Source organism: Sphaerospermopsis torques-reginae ITEP-024, assembly GCF_019598945.1.
In the GTDB taxonomy this organism is placed as follows: domain Bacteria; phylum Cyanobacteriota; class Cyanobacteriia; order Cyanobacteriales; family Nostocaceae; genus Sphaerospermopsis.
The window spans coordinates 928,971-946,513 of record NZ_CP080598.1; the positions used below are offsets into that span (position 1 = coordinate 928,971).

A 17,543-nucleotide genomic window follows, 5' to 3' on the forward strand; every position below is an offset into this window, starting at 1 on the left:
CTCTTTGTTGATGATATTGGTTAATTATTGCTATAATTTGTTTCTATAATTATTTTGTTCCTAAAATACTATCAACGGTAATTTTAATTTCTGGAAATGCGAGAATATCTAAAATTTCACCACGTTGAAAGGTTTTGATTTTACTATAAGTATTTTCTGTAGGTTGACGATAAACAATGATTTTTTGTTCGATGATATCCACTAACCAAACTTCTACAATACCATTAGCTGCATAAAGTGGAATTTTTATATCTCGATCATATTCAAAACTGCTATCTGCAACTTCTATTAATAATAATACATCCGATGGTTGAGGATGTGCAGATTCATAAAAATCTTCACGGGGTTTAAGTAATGCTATGTCTGGTTGGGGTTCGGAAAAATTATTCAAATTGACGGGATTTTGAGAATCAACTATTGCTAATGGAAGCAACAATTGAGACAATGTACTAATTAATCTTCTTACACAACTTGCGTGTCTTCTTCCAATGGGTGACATTTCAATAATTTCTCCGTTAATTAATTCTACTCTATCATCTTCTGTTAAAATTCCTGCTGCATTCATTTGATGATATTGTTCAACTGTGAAACGTCTGGTTAATAGTTTAGTAGACATAGTTCACTCTCTTTTTTGGTGATATTTATAGTAATTTCCATTCAAGTGAAGTACAAGTATTAGTAATTAAACGCAGATGGACGCAGATAAACGCAGATAATTTTGTACTTCATTAGAATAGGAAACGGTATATCAATTCTAGCATTTATTGGTTTTTTAAGAGATAGATCCCCGATTGATTTCATAATTCAGGGATCTGGAAAGGTTTTGATTTTGCTGAAAGCTGATTAGTGATTACTGATTACTGATAGCTAAATGCTTACAAATAATCAAAAAATACTTCTGGTACTAATCTTAATTCTCCTGATTTAAACTTCTCAATTTCTACCCATAAAGCGCGATGTTTCTTTTCTGGTGTTTCGGAAAAAGTTAAACTTTCAATTTGGTAAAATTTCGGATCTGCAAAGTCGCATTGATAAAGTTGGATGATTTCATGTCCTTGTTTACCATCGAATATAAACAGGTTTTCGATACAATTTAAATAACGAATGTTGGTTAAATCAGCTTGTATTTCTTCTTGAAATTCTCGTTCCAATGCTATGCGACTGGTTTCACCAAATTCTACTCCTCCACCTAAAGCACGATAAAATGTTGATTGTTTTGTCGGATCATATCCTTCAGAAACAAAGATTCTGTCACCGTCTTTAATTAATGCTAAAACTATGACTCTAATTTCACCTGGTTTATTCATTGTTGTGAGTAATTGTTGTTATTTGAATTATTAATTATCGTAAATGGAATAAGCGCGAGTTTCACTATCTTCTACTGGCCAATCTTCGTTTTCACCACCTAAATATAATGCTTCTATGGTGACGTATTCTTCACTTAATTGAGTGAGGGCGTTGATGAGAATATCTAAGGCGATCGCATCACTTGTTCCTAAATCAAACCAGCATCTTCCCCATTCCCCTTCATATTCAAATTCTCCCATGTTGTGCATTAAAGCTAACATACTTTGATCATAACCTTGGTTGTCATAATCCATGTAGCTTAAATCCAAACCTGTTTCTTGAACTTGCAAGTTTTCAGCGTTGAAACCTCCTAGTTTACCTAAATAAAACCAGGAGTTAAACACTTCTTCTACATATTGTTTTTCTTGTTGGGAAGGAATGGTACTAAATTTGATCCAGAACCAAACGTCAAAGGGATTAAATTCGCGGAATTGAATGTACATTTTTGGTGATTGGTGATTGGTGATTGGTGATTGGTGATTGGTGATTGGTGATTGGGACAAATTATTACTGTAATCACTAATGACTAATAACCAATAACTAATTACTCATGACTAAATTATCATATATTATTTAGTCGGTTTTTAGCCTGGTTGCGTTCGGATTCAATTTGTCTGACTAGACTAGCAGGAAGTTGGGATTTTTTGGTTAACGCTTTTTCAAAATATGCGATCGCTTCTTTAACCAAATTCTGACTTTTATCCTGTTTACCTTGTAAGTACAGTATTTGCGCTTTCAGATAATAAATTTCTGGGTTGTCAGAGGTGTTTTTCAAAGCACGATTTACATAATCTAATGCTTGGGGATATTTTTTCAAATCCCTATACGCTAAAGCAATACCCCTATCTACTAAATATCCAGGTGCTGCATTTTGTTCCAGTTGTTCAATCGCTTGATCAGGACTAATAAAAGGCAAATTCACGGCTAACATTAAGTTCATATAGCCTTTAATTAAATTTAACTCTGGATCATTGGCATTAATGGCTTCTGCTCTATCTAAATATTCATACACTCTTGTTAACCTAGTAAATGCCTTTGATGCACCATTAACCGTACCTTCACGGGTAAGAATAACAGCACCTTCTAAAAAATTGCCTACTCCAGTGTATAAATTACCACGTAATTGGTTAGTAGCAATCAACTTTTGTCCAGCTTCTAAAGTCTTTTTGCTGTACTTCTCCAAATTAACCAAATCTTGATTAGTATAAGCTAAAGATGCTTTTAAAGCATAAGCTAAAGGTTCATCGGGTTCATCAGCGATCGCTTTTTTCAGGTGATCCTCTGCAACAGGATAATTTCCTTGTTGGAAAATCGCTGTAAACGCTGCTTCCGTGCGATCGCCAATTTTATGAGGTTCACTACTGCGAAATGGATCACCCGCTAATGAGGGATTTACCCACAAATTTAAGATTAACGTAGTAGCAAAAGCAACTTTAGAAACCAGAGGAAAACCCAAAAGATGTTTAGACATAATAAAACACAGAATTATTACAATTGAACTTGTCGTATGTATTACTGAAAATCAAAAAATGCTTAACCAAAAAACGCTTCTGTATTGGCAAAAAAAATCCAAAAAAATCCCAAAAAAATCCCAAAAAAATCAAATTTATCTAGACTCTTGAAAATTCATGAGGTTTCCTCGCTGATTGTAGCGATTTTTTGTGTAATTCTGTCAAAATAGAAAAAGTTGAATGTTTGTTGCTGCTGGATCAGCTTTTGGTTACGGAACTTTGCTTTTAGTCCATCATTAGTCCATCAGTTGTTCGCTACTTGTTCGCTGACTATCTGGTAATTTTAACAAATGCTTTATCTGAGAAATTTAACTTATCACCCCACAGCTTGTCCCACAGCAATTCTTAAATCTATTAACCTGGAATTACCACCACAGCAACTAGGTTTAGTCATAGGTCCTAGTGGTTCAGGTAAAAGCACCTTATTAGAAATTTTATCAGGATTAGCTGAACCTACCTCCGGTGCAGCATTTTGGAGAGAACAGGAATTAATAGCTGAACAACTGCAACAATTAGCGGGAATAGTCTTTCAATTTCCCGAAAGGCACTTTTGCGGTGGTACAATTTTGGAAGAATTGCGTTTAGGACATCCCGAATTAGGTACAGAACGAGTTCATCAAGCACTTAGAGAAGTAGGATTAGATCATTTATCACTTTCTACCTCACCCCATGCTTTAAGCGGTGGACAACAAAGACGTTTAGCTTTAGCAGTTCAATTAATTCGCCAACCAAATTTATTATTATTAGATGAACCTACAGCCGGTTTAGATTGGTCTATTCGTCGTCAATTAGTAAATTTATTAGCGAAATTGAAAAAAGATTGGACTTTGTTAGTTGTTACACATGATGCTGGAGATATGTTACCAATAGCGGATAGTTGTTGGACTTTAAATCATGGTGTTTTAGAATCTGTTGATCCTAAAACTTTAGAAAAGAAAATTGCAGAAACTGTTGGGAAGTGAAACATTTGAATTAAAAATTAAAATGTTTCACGCAGAGGCGCAGAGGCGCAGAGAAGAACGCAAAGAGTTTGAGATAATTAATTGAGTAAATATGAGTTTAGAGTCTGTATCTAGTTTACCAGAAATGCTAGAAGTTTGGCAAGAAACGTTAAATTGGCAACCAACAAATGATCAACAAAATCAATTGCAAAAACTCTATGAATTAGTTATTGAAGCTAATCGTTATGTAAATTTAACGCGCATTACTGAAGCATCAGAATTTTGGGAAAAACATCTTTGGGATTCGTTAAGAGGAGTTGCACCAAAACAGCATTTTATTGATATTTTAAATCATGGTGCATCGGTAATTGATATTGGTACTGGTGCGGGTTTTCCTGGTTTACCGCTTTCCATTATTTTCCCTAATTCTCAGGTGACTTTGTTAGATTCTACTCGCAAGAAAATTAATTTTATTGACTCTGTTTTAAATGATCTTCCTCTCACAAATGCTAAAACAATGGTCGGGAGAGTGGAGGAAATTGGACAGGAAAGTAAACACAGGGAAAATTATGATTTAGCTGTTATTCGTGCAGTGGGTAGTGTTTCTGCTTGTGCTGAATATAGTTTACCCTTAGTGAAAAAAGGTGGTTTAGCAGTTATTTATCGGGGAAGTTGGACAAAAGAAGAAAATCAAAGTTTAGAAAATGCGGTACATCATTTAGGAGGAGAAATTGAATTAATTGAAGAATTTACAACTCCTTTAAGTAATAGTATTCGTCATTGTTTATATTTAAGGAAGGTGAAAAATACACCTGTAAGTTTTCCTCGTCCTGTGGGTATACCAACACAAAAACCTCTTTAACAGGACTGCATCCCGATTTCGCAAAAATACACAAGAATGACCCCAAAAACCTCTTTATCCCTGCTTTCCTTTGTGTTCTTTGCGCCCTTTGCGGTTAGTTTATTTCCAGTATTGAAATCTTCACCAGTTTTAGCCACAGTAGAACCTTTACCAAGGTTAAAACAAGTTGCTGACTATCAAAAAATAACCAAAAAATATCAGCCTTTATCTGGTATGAAAATTTTAGTTAATCCAGGACATGGAGGTAAAGAAACTGGTACTGCTGGTGCGACTGGATTTTTAGCCAAAGATGCAAATTTAATAGTTTCTAAATTACTGCGTCTTGAGTTACAAAAACGAGGTGCTACAGTTGTTATGACCAGGGAAAATGATCAAGAAATATCTTTACTAGAACGTCAAAATATCATTAATCAAGAAGAACCGACAATTGCGATTACTATACATTATACTGCTGTAGAAAGTGATGGTGATACAGAAAAAACTCAGGGAGTGAGAAGTTTTTGGTATCATCCTCAATCCCATAGTTTAGCAATAATCATACATCACTATTTAGTGAATAAATTAGGACGTAAATCTGGAATAACTTAGCTCTAACTCGTCCAGAAATTGTACCAGCAGTAGTGTTAGAATTGGGTTTTATGACCCATCCTGAAGAATTTGAGTGGATAGTTGATCCCCAGGAACAAAAAAAGTTAGCCGTTGTACTAGCTGAAGCAATTACAGAATGGTTTAGACAGTCTCAGGACTAAAAAACAGAGAAATTAACTACCCTAATTTCTTTGCATCTGCAAATCGTTGATTAATTTCATCCCAGTTAACCACATTCCACCAAGCATCTAAATATTCAGGACGACGATTTTGATATTTTAGATAGTAAGCGTGTTCCCAAACATCATTACCAAAAATGGGATATTTACCTTCCATTAAAGGACTATCTTGATTTGCTGTAGTTGTAATTTCTAACTTACCATTCTTATTGCGAACTAACCAAACCCAACCGCTACCAAAACGACCACCACCAGCTTCATTAAACTGTTTTTTGAAATCCGCAAAATTGCCAAAATTATCATTAATTGCTGTTGCTATTTCTCCAGTCGGTTCACCACCACCATTAGGTTTCATGATTTTCCAAAACATGGAATGGTTAACATGACCACCACCATTATTTCTGACTGTAGTTCTAATATCTGCGGGGACATTATCCAGATTTTGCAGTAGTTCTTCAACGGTTTTGTTTTTCAGTTCTGGGTATTTGTCCAATGCTTTATTTAAGTTGTTCACATAAGCTGCATGGTGTTTATCGTGATGAAACTGCATGGTTCTAGCATCAATATGCGGTTCTAGTGCGTCGTAAGGGTAGGGTAAAGGGGGTAGTTCAATAGTTGATGTTCTGGGGGTGGATGTTTCCGCAGAAGCGTAACTATCAAGAACAAAAGCACCCGCACTAGCACCCAGTAAAACCAAGAAATGACGACGTTTTAAACTCATAGGTTTTTTTGCAGTTGGTAGATTTACACACTTTTTTCAGATCATAACTGCAAAAATATATTAGGGAATGATGAATTGTACCTCTCCACAGTATGAGGTGAGTTCCTGAGATGTTGCATTAGTAGTAATATCCACCTCCGAATTAATTCGGAGTCTCATAGCAAAAGTCGTCTATTTACGGGGTTTATCTGAAGGTGAAAATGCTTGTTTAAAATTAGTTGTTGCTGCCAATGAACCTTTAAAAACATTATTTAATGATAGTCAAAGTAATGGTAACACATCACCATTAGAAGATATTTGTCAACAAATAGATATTAAAGCCTGGAATGAAAAAACTATCCGTGATTTTATTGCCAAGCGATTAAAACCAACCAACATTCCTTTTACAGAAGCCGATATTCAACAACTGATTCAAGAAAGTGGTGGAGATCCACAAAAATTGACACAACTTTGTTATAACTTGTATAAAAAATATTCTGAATCAAATAATTAAAAATCTATATTATGAATACCAAATCACCTGTACCTCGTTTAGATTTAGCCCCTAAATTACGCCGTCCTCTCTCTTTGTCGAATCCTTTAGATTACCTACGGTTACTGTATTGGGTGTTTTACTTTCCCCAGGCTTTGCGGTGTTATGTTGATACTTTTGGCGGGGGTTATATTCCTACAAAGGAAATGAACTGGAGTAAAGGAATAGAGATATTACGTAAAAACTCTATTCAGCGTCAATTATTATTTCAAGGTGTGGTTTTAACAATAATTGCACCTATATTAATAGGTTTATTTTTAGAATTATTAGGTTTACGTATTGATTGGTTCGGTGTGGCGGTATGTGTGGCGGTATGTGTGGCGGTAGGTGTGGCGTACGGTGTGCTGGGAGGTGTGGCGGTAGGTGTGGCGGTAGGTGTGGCGTTCGGTGTGGCGTTCGGTGTGCTGGGAGGTGTGGCGTTCGGTGTGGCGTACGGTGTGGCGTTCGTTGTGGCTTACGGTGTGGCGGTAGGTGTGATGTTCGGTGTGCCGGGAGGTGTGGCGTTCGGTGTGGTGACTTTACGTCTTGAAAGTTGGTTAATTGGCCTACCTTTCAACTTACGTTATCTCAGAAATAGTAGTTTTTTACTTCCCCGCCTTACTATTATACCCTTACCTTACCTTAATTCACGTTTAAACAACTGGTTATTACAGGACTGGGAAAATGGCGTACATAATGTTAATCAACTCTTAGCATATACTTTGCAATTTATTCCTGTCATCCAAGCAGTGAATAAGGCATTGAAGAGAAAACCACCAGAACAAATTATTTGGTCTGTTTCTCAATTAGCAAATAATCCTTTTGATTGGCAATTAATAAAACGTATTTCAGATTTAAAACAACCTTCAACCAAAAAACCCCATCGTGCTGCTGCGGCTGGTTTTTGGTATCTGCATGAAAAACAACCCACTAAAGCAACAGAAGCTTTTGCTGTGGTGCGTTCTCTTCTCTATGGAGAAGAAATGTATATTCTTGCCCAAACTTTAGCAGCATTTAACGACACTGAAGAATTAAACTCTATTACTAACCTACAATTACCTACATTCCCCACATCAGGTTTATTACGTCCTCACACTTGGCAAACATTAGATAGATTTCTGCGAGTAATTGAAGATGTAAAAATCATCAATCGCAGTGTATCCCGTGTCTCGCGTTCTTCAGCTTTAAATCGCGCATTAGGTGAACTGACAACTATTTTAAATACAGCCGACACCTTAGCCAAAGCAGAACAGGGATTAATTATAGATATTGCTGAAAACTGGCAACAACAATTATTACAAATTGCTGGGGAAGTTGGGGAAGTTGTTATTAATAAACCTGTAAATAATCCTTATGTTATCGGCGACCCTGTAATGGGTAATTTGTTTGTTGCTCGAGAAGATATTATTAGACAATTAGAAGAACTTTGGTTAAGAAGTCCTCAACTCCAGTCAGTTGTAATTTATGGTCATAGACGCATGGGTAAAACTTCCATTTTACGCAATGCTGCTAACTCTTTAGAGAATCAGGTCAAAGTTGCTTATGTGAATTTATTAAAGTTAGGAGATGTCACTCAAGGTGTAGGTGAGGTATTAATGTTTATTAGTGATGAAATTTCCCAAGTTGTGAATATGCCCCTTCCCAATGATGATGATTTATTAAAACTTCCTTTCCCCACTTTTAACCGCTATTTTAAAGAAGTAATTAAAAATTTATCTGGTGGGTTAATCATTGCCTTAGATGAATTTGAAAAAATTGAAGATTTAATCAAAAACCAAAAAATTCCTGCTAATTTTATGGACTTCTTGAGAGGTTTATTACAAGAATCTCCTCAAGTTGCTTTTGCTTTTGCAGGGTTGCACACTTTAGATGAAATGACCGCAGATTATTTTCATCCCTTTTTTGGTAGCGTGATTAATATTCGTGTAGGTTTTCTCAGTCGTGGTGCAACTGGTCAAATTCTCGCTAACCCTGCTATTGAAGAATTTTTATTAGACTACACACCAGAAGCACTAGATAAAATTTATGATTTAACCTACGGACAACCTTATTTAGTGCAGTTAATAGGTTTTCATTTAGTGCGATTATATAATGATTTTGTGTTTGAACAAGGAAGAAACCGCGACCCTGTTTTTACAGTGGAAGATATAGACACAATTGTCAATAAACCAGAATTTTTTACCAGAGGCAGTAATTATTTTAATGGTGTTTGGAGTCAAGCTGGGGAAAATAATGATAATACTCAACAAGTAATTTTAAGTCATTTGGCAAAATCTCCCCAGGGATTAAATTTAAATGATTTGGTTGAGTTGATGGGAATAGATGAAAGTAATTTACAGAAAGCTTTAGATACTTTAAAACGTCATGATGTGATTGTCAAAAATCAAGGACGTTGGAGAATTATTGTAGAGTTATTTCGGCGTTGGGTTAAGAAATCACATCCTTAAATTGTGTATTTTAAGTACCGATGCAAAATTAATTGCACATTAGGAACATAGATTGATAAAATATATTATTAACAGTAATATTTAGGATAAATAATGCGATCTATAGCAATCCTAAATAAGATATGAACACCTTTTCTCCATACCTCTGCCCTCTCTGCGTCTGGATCGGTTCGTTTTAAAAAATCCATTCATAAATCAAATAGGATTGCTATAGTGCATCCTAAGGGTAGGGTAAGGGAGGTAGTTCAATAGTTGATGTTTTTCGGGGATATGTTTCAGCGGAAGCAAAAATATCGAGAAGCAAAGCACCCGCACTAGCACCCAGTAAAACCAAGAAATGACGACAATTTAAACTTATAAGTCTTTTTGCAGTTGGTAGATTTACACATTGTTTTAGATCATAACTGCAAAAATATCTTGGGAAATGGTGAGTTTTACTTCCCCTAGATTATTGATCAAGTTTATGCACCCAATTCGACAAAACCCTATCCTGTAAATTTCTGTAAGTATCAGTTATAATTGTAGTTATAACCTTATCACGTTAATCACAGAAAAACTGCCTAATTATAATTCACTAGACTATAAAAATATCAGCAATTGAATTAATTGATGGGTAAACAATTATGAGTGTGCAACTGTCTATTCCCGATTCTGTAATTGCAGCAATTCGCCTACCAGAAAAACGTATAGAACAGGAGTTATTGGTTGAATTAGCATTAGCTCTCTATAGCCAAGAACTATTATCCTTTGGTAAGGCTAGAGAGTTAGCTTCCATGGGAAAATATGAATTTGGTAAATTATTAGGAGAACGAGGAATTAATAGGCACTATGAATTGGCAGAATTGGAGGATGATTTAAACTATGCCAGTGGTCAGTAATACTTCGCCATTATTGAATCTGGCAATCATAGATCAGCTAGATTTATTACGCCAACAATTTGGCGAGATACTGATACCAAAGGCTGTATTGGAGGAATTGCGGGTAGAAGAAATACTACCAGGTTCTGATCACCTGCGAGAAGCCCTAGTTGGAGGATGGCTTCAAGTGCGGGAGGTTAATAATCCATCTTTGGTACAGCTATTACAGCGAGATTTAGACAGAGGTGAATCAGAAGCAATTGCACTTGCATTATTGCTGGATGCAGACTGGATAATTTTAGATGAACGAGATGGGAGGAGAATTGCCAAAAGTTTTGGGTTACAAGTGACAGGAATATTAGGTGTAGTTATACGTGCATCACGTAATGGACAGATTTCTTCACTGCCATTGGTGATTAACCAGTTACGCGAAGAAGCTGGTTTTCATATTGCACCTAATTTATTATCTCAGATTTTGAAAGAGGAGACAAAATAAATGAATTATAAATACACACTTCCAGCCGCACTGATAGGGGTATCAATTGCCCTGGTACAAACTCAAACAGCTTTTGCAATATCCAAGATCCACTCTGTACCCTGGAAGTTATTTTTCCCCCGTTTAAGGTTCATTATGGCACAAATTTTACCTTTAGGTGCTGTGGATAATGATCTGAGTCGGTTAGTTGGTGCTGAAAATTGTGTATTTTAATAACAATCTAAACTCAAACTAAATCCTGGTAATATTTCTTCCCCTAATAATTCTGTGGGTAAATTGCGTAATTCTACATCTTTTCCTAAACGATAAATTTCTACCTGCTGCTGTTGAGGATTTATCAACCATGCCAGTTTTACCCCTGCATCCATATATTCTTGCATTTTCTGACGCAGAGTGTCTAAACTATCCGTTGCTGACCTTAATTCAATCACAAAATCCGGTGCAATAGGGGGAAATTTTCGCCTTTGTTCAGGTGTTAATGCTTCCCATCTTTCTTTTTTAATCCAAGCTGCATCAGGAGAGCGATCGCCCCCATTTGGTAACTTAAATATAGTGGAAGAACTAAAAGTATAACCTAGTTTTGTTTGCCGATTCCAAACACCTAAATCTATAATAAATTCTGCTTCTCTATTTCCGCTTTCTCCTCCCACTGGTGGCATAATAATTAATTCTCCGGTAGATGTACGTTCAAATTGTAAATCACTGTTTTTTTGACATAATTGATAAAACTGTTCATCGCTTAAATTAACAGTATCTAAGTTTAGTTTGAAAGGACTGATAACCATAAAAAATCACCTATTTGCAATACTAATTTAATTGCTTTTTAATCTGATTTAAAGTGTTTATTTTCTGTCTTACCCCAATAATTCATCTACTGTAATATTAAACCCTAGTAATACAGTTTGAGTCCTCACTATTTCACCAGCAATAAACACAAGACGTTGATTCTTAGTAATTACAATAATCCAACGATTTTCAGGAAAAACTAACCAAACTTCCTCACTTCCTGATTGCAAATATTCTTGAGATTTAGCAATCATATCTTCTGCTAAATCTGTGGGAGAAATAATTTCTGCTACGAGGGGAAAACTTTGAGGTAAAACGTCAGGTTCACCAAACTGCTGTATCAATTCTGGAGTAAGATAAGCAACATCAGGACGACGACCTTGTTGATGAGTGCGACAGGGTGCTTCTGTATAAACTTCTCCACCTTGTTCACTAGAATCTTTATAATTTCTCCAGTAAGTAGCTAGTTTTGCTTGTACCCGACTATGTTTCAGTGTCACTTCTTTTTTCTCCAATAATTCCCCATTTACCCATTCTGTACCCTCTGGGGAATTTTGTATCCAATTTTCTAGCGAATAATTTTTTAATACCTCTTCTTTAATTGGTGTCATTACCATAATCATCTATTCTCCTTTTCAACACTTTTGATATTATTGATATTATGACTCAAATATAATTTTTATACATTTTCTCAATCCAATCCTGTTCATCCTTTAATCCTGGATATCCCGATTCAGACAAATAGGACGGGAAAACCCGCCCCTTTAGTTAATAGTAATTAACCCAAATTAACCGAAATGTTTGATAATTGCCTCAGCAAATTCTGAACATTTCAAAGGTTCTACAGGTGGTTCTATTAACCGCGCTAAGTCATAGGTAACTTCACCATTAGCTATGGCTGCACCTAATCCTTTTTTAACCAAATCTGCGGCTTCTTGCCATCCCATATATTCTAGCATCATTACACCGGAAAGAATCACAGAACCGGGGTTAATTTTATCTAAACCGGCGTGTTTGGGTGCTGTTCCATGAGTAGCTTCAAAAACGGCGCAGGAGTCACCAATATTTGCCCCTGGACCCATGCCTAAACCACCGACAATGGCGGCAGCAGCATCAGATAAATAATCACCATTGAGGTTCATTGTCGCCAGAATAGAATACTCATCTGGACGGGTTTGAATTTGTTGGAAAATACTATCAGCGATGCGATCATTTACCATCACTTTATTTTTCCATTTTCCATCACCATGAGTTGCCCAAATTGAGTTAAGAACTGTTTCCACTTCTTTAACAATTTGGGCTTTTTTCTCTGGGGTTAAAGCATCAAAACCAGGATCGATCATTCTGGCGTTTTCTTCTAAGGAAAGGTTGGGGTTTTTCTCCTTATTTCCTAATATCCAAGATTCCCTTTCGGTAACGCATTCATTACGAAATTCGCTGGTTGCTAATTCATAACCCCAATCTCTAAAAGCGCCTTCGGTGTATTTCATGATGTTGCCTTTATGCACCAATGTTACTTGTTGCTTGGCTTTGGGCAGTTGTAAAGCGTGCTTGATGGCACGTCTAACTAAACGTTGTGAACCGCTTTTGCTGATGGGTTTAATTCCTATACCTGCATCGAGAGGAATTTGCTTTTTACCATGTTCTGGTGTTGCGGGAATAAGTTCATTGTTGAGGATAGAAATGAGGCGATCGCCAATTTCACTACCTTGTTTCCATTCAATCCCCAAATAAATATCTTCCGTATTTTCCCGGTACACAATCACATCCAATTTTTCCGGGTTCTTATGAGGTGAAGGAGTTCCCGCATAGTAACGACAGGGACGCACACAGGCATAAAGGTCAAAAATTTGACGTAAAGCCACATTTAAAGACCGAATCCCACCACCTACCGGAGTAGTCAAAGGTCCTTTAATCGCAACGCCATATTCTTTAATAGCGGTAAGAGTATCCTGGGGTAAATACTGATAAGTGCCGTATAAATCACAAGCTTCATCACCAGCATAAACCTTAAACCAGCTAATTTTTCTTTTGCCGTTGTATGCTTTTGCTACCGCAGCATCCAGCACCTTTTCTGTAGCTGGCCAAATATCAATACCTGTGCCATCACCACGAATAAAGGGAATAATAGGATTATCAGGAACAACAGGTTCACCATTTTTGAAGGTAATTTTTTCGCCAGTTGTCGGGGGGGTAATCTTGTCGTACATAGTTAACACATTCCAAATAGAATAATTTCAAGGAGTCAGAAGGCAGGTGACAGGTGACAGGTGACAGGTGACAGGTGACAGGTGACAGGTGACAGGTGACAGAAGGCAAAAGTTAATATTCTCCCCCTGCTTCCCTTACTTCCCCTGCTTCCCCTGCCCTTTCTTTGAGGCGCAGATCATCCCCTGCGTTACCTGGTAAATTATTGGTAGCTCAGACGTAGATTGCAGTTAAACCGGCGCTACTTTGTCCAGTCAAAAATAGTAAACTACTTTTCGCTATCTGTGCTTCATTTTGTAGAATGCCCAATAGCTGATTCGTTTGTTCACTGAAACGCTAACACGAGTAATGGCATGACAGACCCAATGATTGTATCAGGCACTGCTAATGACATCGACTCCCTGCGCCAAAAGTTAATCGCTGGGTCCGAAAAAGTCCAACAACAAATCATCCCACAATTAGCTAACTTGGGTAATGAGGGTTTAGAGGTGTTGCAGGAATTTTTGTTGAAACGTCGTGACACTCCAGCAACTTGGATTGATGGTAAAGCTTACCAAGTCATCTATAATTCTGATGCACCTACGGCTAAGGAATTTCTAGAAACTCACTTTCCTGAAGGAATTGTACCTCTAAAATCAGATCGTGGGATCAGTTACAATTCTTTGCAAGAATTACTCATCAAGCAGGAGTTTCAAGCTGCTGACCTGCTGACAATTCAAAAAATGTGCGAAATGGCAGGACCCCAAGCAGTACAAAGAAAATGGTTGTATTTTACTGAAGTGGAAAATTTTCCCATTAAAGATTTACAAACAATTAATCATCTTTGGGTTGTCCACTCCGAAGGCAAGTTTGGTTTTTCTGTACAGCGAGAAATTTGGTTGGGGGTGGGTAGAAACTGGGAAACTTTATGGCCAAAAATCGGCTGGAAGGACGGTAATAAATGGACTCGCTACCCCAACGAGTTTACCTGGGATTTAAGCGCCCCTAGAGGTCATCTACCCCTTTCTAACCAACTGCGCGGGGTGCGGGTAATGGCTTCTCTTTTATCTCATCCTGCGTGGGGTTAGGTGACAGGTGACAGGTGACAGGTGACAGGGAAGAGGCAGGGGAGGCAGGGGGAGCAGGGGAAGATTAATAACCCAATGCCCAATGCCCAATGCCCAATGCCTAATGCCCAATTATCAATTATCAATTGTCAATTATCAATTATTAGAAATGGCTAAAGTTGTTTTAGATAAAATTAAACGTAAATTTAACAATGTCACCGCGATTGAGGATATCACCTTTGAAATTCCTGATGGTGAGTTTTGGGTTTTAGTTGGTCCTTCGGGGTGCGGTAAGTCTACAATTTTACGAACTATCGCAGGTTTGGAAACTGCTACTTCTGGAAATTTGTTTATAGGCGATCGCTTGGTTAATGATATCCCAGCCAGAGCGCGTGATGTAGCAATGGTATTTCAAAATTATGCCCTTTATCCCCATAAGACGGTAGCTCAAAATATCGCTTTTGGTTTGGAAATGCGAAAGGTGGATAAGAACACTATTCAAGAACGAGTATTAACGGTTGCGCGATCGCTGTCTTTGGAACATTTGTTAGACAGAAAACCTAAACAACTTTCTGGAGGACAACAACAACGGGTAGCATTAGGAAGAGCGATCGCCCGTCAACCACAACTATTTCTACTTGATGAACCTTTATCTAATTTAGATGCTCAATTACGAGATGATACTAGAGCAGAATTAAAACAACTACATCAAGAATTGGGGATTACTACAATTTATGTCACCCATGACCAAGTTGAAGCTATGACTTTGGCTGATAAAATTGTAGTTTTAAATCGGGGACGTATTCAACAAATTGGTGATCCTCAAAGTATTTATGCTTTACCTGCTAATGAAATGGTAGCAACTTTTTTGGGTAATCCTCCCATGAATATTTTAGCGGCTATTTATAAAGGTGATCATTTTGATGTTAGTGGTCAATTATTAGCTATTCCTGAAAACATCAAAGCAGCTTTTAATTTGCATCCTGAACAAATTTGTAATTTGGGTATTCGTCCTGAACATATTAGTATTAGTAAATCAGAAATTCAACCAGAAAATTCAACCCTTGCAGTAGAAGTTAAAGTTGTTGAACCTTTGGGAAGGGAAATTTTAATTCGTGTGAGTTTACCTGGTTCTTCTGGGTTTATGAATGTTCAGGTGGGTGGGGGTTTGCGTTTACATCCCGGTGAAAAGTTGCATTTGCATTTCGATTTAAATCATTTGTTTATTTTTGATCCAGGTAGTGGAGAAAGAATTTTTCCCGTTTAATGTAGGTTGGGTTAAGCGACAGCGCAACCCAACAAGAAGTTAGATCATTTTATTTATTCATGTTTTCTCGGTGTAGTTTCCAAAATTTTCGATTAATGAACCGCAAAGTACGCAAAGTACGCAAAGTACGCAAAGTAAGAGAATGAGTAATGTTGGGTTTCCTTTTGTCAACCTAACCTACTATTTATTTTAATCCTGTCGCTTTGAGAATTTCTTGATCACCTTTTCTCACTATTAAAGTTGAATCCGCATTTCCATTTTCTGTAATCGGTTGTTCTATGATGTAAACATAATCTCCATTTCTCCACCCGGTAACACATTTTCCATCACGACAAGAAACTTTACCACCTGTTAATTCAATACAGTTACTTTTTGTATCACATCCTTTATATGTCAAGTTTCCTGTATTATTAACTCCTGTCCAAGAATCACCATTACCAATAGTAATTGTCCACTCTCCGTTACTGATGGTTTGGGTTTTATTTGCTTGAGGTTTTGTTTCTGTCTTTGTTGTTGTTTTATCTTCTAAAACCTCCATTTTAGTAATTATAGATTCTTGACGAGTTTTTCCGCAAGGTTCTGCACTTTCACAATCATTCACTGATTCTACTGTGAAACTCGCACGGACTTTTTTATTTAAAAATTTTCCTTCTTCTGCACAAATATCAAAACTTGCCCCAAATTGATTTTCTCCACCTTTTTCATTTACTAAGGTGACATAACACATTAAATCACCATTGACTAATTCTTTAACTGTACCAACTTGCGGTGATTTATTTTTGATATTGGTTTTGCTGACTGTTTGCGGTGTAGATTTTATTTTCTCTGGTTTATCTGTTTCTGTTTCTGTTTGATCTTCCTTTTCTGTTTCAGATGTGGGTGAATTTTCTGGTTGAGATTCTACAGTATTATTAGTTGAGTTTGCTGTGGTTGGGTTGTTTGTATTCGTTGTGTCGGTTGGTGTATTATTACAACTAACCAAAGAAATGCAAGATAGAATTAAAGTGATTATGGTGATTAATTTTTTCATGGGTGGTAATTTATGAGGTTTTGTCAAAACTCAATTAATTTTTTTGACATAATATGTTGTTTATGTCAAAGTTTAGTAGATAATACTATCAACTTATGATATTATATAATGGAACTGAATACTAAACACAAAAAAACCCTTGACGCTATATTTGAAAATCCAGTGAGAGCAAACATTCCGTGGAATGATATTGAAGGAATGCTGGTAGCACTGGGAGCAGAAATAACAGAAGGTTCTGGTTCACGGGTGAGAATTGCTCTCAATGATGTAAAAGCTGTTTTTCACAGACCTCATCCTCAAAAAGAAACAGATAAAGGTGCTGTAAAATCTATGCGTCGCTTTTTATTAGAAGCAGGAGTTAGCGATGAAATATAAAGGTTATGAAGCAATAGTTGAATTTGACGAAGAAGCTGATATTTTTCATGGTGAAGTTATTAATATTAGAGATGTGATTACATTTCAAGGTAGCAGCGTGGAAGAGTTGAAACAAGCTTTTCACGATTCTGTGGATGATTATTTAGAATTTTGCAAAGAACGTGGTGAAGAACCTGAGCAACCATTTTCAGGTAAATTAATGGTGAGAATTAATCCCCAATTACACCAAAGAATTGCAAATCGAGCTAAACAAGAAGGTAAAAGTTTAAATTCTTGGATAGAAAAATGCTTGTCTGAGTATACAAGTAAATCTGGTTATATTCAAAGTTAAAAATCAGTTAAAAATCACCCACATTTATGGGTGAGTTAAT

At 36.7% G+C, this 17,543-nt stretch carries 19 protein-coding genes and 1 pseudogene; 11 read left to right on the top strand and 9 right to left on the bottom strand.

What is annotated here, in order from left to right; all coding sequences use genetic code 11:
- Positions 1-49: 49 nt before the first annotated feature.
- The 4 genes from K2F26_RS04340 to K2F26_RS04355 all read right to left on the bottom strand — a co-directional run bounded on the left by K2F26_RS04340 (position 50) and on the right by K2F26_RS04355 (position 2,818).
- The gene (locus K2F26_RS04340) at positions 50-616 is read right to left on the bottom strand and encodes a Uma2 family endonuclease (RefSeq protein WP_220610495.1); all 567 of its coding nucleotides are present in this window, start codon (positions 614-616) and stop codon (positions 50-52) included.
- A 259-nt stretch (positions 617-875) separates the two neighbouring features.
- On the bottom strand, positions 876-1,307 hold the full coding sequence (locus K2F26_RS04345; protein WP_220610496.1) for an NUDIX hydrolase: 432 nt from the start codon (positions 1,305-1,307) through the stop codon (positions 876-878).
- 30 nt (positions 1,308-1,337) lie between these two features.
- Positions 1,338-1,790 carry a DUF3531 family protein gene (locus K2F26_RS04350; protein WP_194053068.1) on the bottom strand — a complete coding sequence of 151 codons (453 nt, stop codon included), beginning with the start codon at positions 1,788-1,790 and terminating at the stop codon, positions 1,338-1,340.
- 119 nt (positions 1,791-1,909) lie between these two features.
- Positions 1,910-2,818, bottom strand: a complete 909-nt coding sequence (locus tag K2F26_RS04355; RefSeq protein ID WP_220610497.1) for a Sll0314/Alr1548 family TPR repeat-containing protein — start codon at positions 2,816-2,818, stop codon at positions 1,910-1,912.
- A gap of 330 nt (positions 2,819-3,148) precedes the next feature.
- On the opposite strand from K2F26_RS04355, the gene K2F26_RS04360 reads away from it, so the two are divergent.
- The 3 genes and pseudogenes from K2F26_RS04360 to K2F26_RS04370 all read left to right on the top strand — a co-directional run.
- Complete coding sequence (locus tag K2F26_RS04360; RefSeq protein WP_220610498.1) at positions 3,149-3,820, top strand: ABC transporter ATP-binding protein; 672 nt, start codon at positions 3,149-3,151, stop codon at positions 3,818-3,820.
- A 91-nt stretch (positions 3,821-3,911) separates the two neighbouring features.
- A complete protein-coding gene (gene rsmG / locus K2F26_RS04365) occupies positions 3,912-4,661 on the top strand; it encodes a 16S rRNA (guanine(527)-N(7))-methyltransferase RsmG (protein ID WP_220610499.1) in 750 nt (249 codons plus the stop codon).
- 192 nt (positions 4,662-4,853) lie between these two features.
- Positions 4,854-5,410: pseudogene (locus tag K2F26_RS04370) on the top strand (N-acetylmuramoyl-L-alanine amidase family protein); the annotation flags it as partial.
- A gap of 16 nt (positions 5,411-5,426) precedes the next feature.
- On the opposite strand, the gene K2F26_RS04375 reads toward K2F26_RS04370, so the two are convergent.
- Positions 5,427-6,149: a superoxide dismutase gene (locus tag K2F26_RS04375; protein ID WP_220610500.1), complete on the bottom strand. Its 723-nt coding sequence runs from the start codon at positions 6,147-6,149 to the stop codon at positions 5,427-5,429.
- A 504-nt stretch (positions 6,150-6,653) separates the two neighbouring features.
- Here K2F26_RS04375 and K2F26_RS04380 point away from each other — a divergent pair.
- From K2F26_RS04380 to K2F26_RS04395, 4 genes are all read left to right on the top strand, one after another.
- Positions 6,654-9,107 (top strand): AAA family ATPase, encoded by a 2,454-nt coding sequence (locus K2F26_RS04380; protein WP_220610501.1) that lies wholly within the window; start codon positions 6,654-6,656, stop codon positions 9,105-9,107.
- Between the two features lie 623 nt (positions 9,108-9,730).
- Entirely contained in the window at positions 9,731-9,985 is a 255-nt protein-coding gene (locus K2F26_RS04385; RefSeq protein ID WP_220610502.1) for a UPF0175 family protein, read from the top strand.
- The gene (locus K2F26_RS04390) at positions 9,969-10,460 is read left to right on the top strand and encodes a PIN domain-containing protein (protein ID WP_220610503.1); all 492 of its coding nucleotides are present in this window, start codon (positions 9,969-9,971) and stop codon (positions 10,458-10,460) included. The genes K2F26_RS04385 and K2F26_RS04390 overlap by 17 nt, the downstream gene beginning before the upstream one ends.
- Complete coding sequence (locus K2F26_RS04395; RefSeq protein WP_220610504.1) at positions 10,461-10,673, top strand: hypothetical protein; 213 nt, start codon at positions 10,461-10,463, stop codon at positions 10,671-10,673.
- Here K2F26_RS04395 and K2F26_RS04400 read toward each other — a convergent pair.
- From K2F26_RS04400 to K2F26_RS04410, 3 genes are all read right to left on the bottom strand, one after another.
- Positions 10,670-11,245 (bottom strand): Uma2 family endonuclease, encoded by a 576-nt coding sequence (locus K2F26_RS04400; protein WP_194053059.1) that lies wholly within the window; start codon positions 11,243-11,245, stop codon positions 10,670-10,672. The two genes, K2F26_RS04395 and K2F26_RS04400, sit on opposite strands and share 4 nt — an antisense overlap.
- Positions 11,246-11,314: 69 nt before the next feature.
- Positions 11,315-11,863, bottom strand: a complete 549-nt coding sequence (locus tag K2F26_RS04405) for a Uma2 family endonuclease (protein WP_194053057.1) — start codon at positions 11,861-11,863, stop codon at positions 11,315-11,317.
- 171 nt (positions 11,864-12,034) lie between these two features.
- Positions 12,035-13,456: an NADP-dependent isocitrate dehydrogenase gene (locus K2F26_RS04410; protein WP_194053055.1), complete on the bottom strand. Its 1,422-nt coding sequence runs from the start codon at positions 13,454-13,456 to the stop codon at positions 12,035-12,037.
- 351 nt (positions 13,457-13,807) lie between these two features.
- Here K2F26_RS04410 and K2F26_RS04415 point away from each other — a divergent pair, with 351 nt between their 5' ends.
- Positions 13,808-14,521, top strand: a complete 714-nt coding sequence (locus K2F26_RS04415; protein WP_194053054.1) for a GUN4 domain-containing protein — start codon at positions 13,808-13,810, stop codon at positions 14,519-14,521.
- Between the two features lie 148 nt (positions 14,522-14,669).
- Positions 14,670-15,767, top strand: coding sequence for an ABC transporter ATP-binding protein (locus K2F26_RS04420; RefSeq protein WP_220611772.1), 1,098 nt, complete (start codon positions 14,670-14,672; stop codon positions 15,765-15,767).
- A 184-nt stretch (positions 15,768-15,951) separates the two neighbouring features.
- On the opposite strand, the gene K2F26_RS04425 is transcribed toward K2F26_RS04420, so the two are convergent.
- The gene (locus K2F26_RS04425) at positions 15,952-16,797 is read right to left on the bottom strand and encodes a hypothetical protein (RefSeq protein ID WP_220610505.1); all 846 of its coding nucleotides are present in this window, start codon (positions 16,795-16,797) and stop codon (positions 15,952-15,954) included.
- Positions 16,798-16,905: 108 nt separating this feature from the next.
- Between K2F26_RS04425 and K2F26_RS04430 the strand changes: the two genes are divergently transcribed.
- Complete coding sequence (locus tag K2F26_RS04430) at positions 16,906-17,172, top strand: type II toxin-antitoxin system HicA family toxin (protein WP_220610506.1); 267 nt, start codon at positions 16,906-16,908, stop codon at positions 17,170-17,172.
- A complete protein-coding gene (locus K2F26_RS04435) occupies positions 17,162-17,503 on the top strand; it encodes a type II toxin-antitoxin system HicB family antitoxin (protein ID WP_220610507.1) in 342 nt (113 codons plus the stop codon). Before K2F26_RS04430 ends, K2F26_RS04435 begins: the two co-directional genes overlap by 11 nt.
- Positions 17,504-17,543 lie beyond the last annotated feature (40 nt).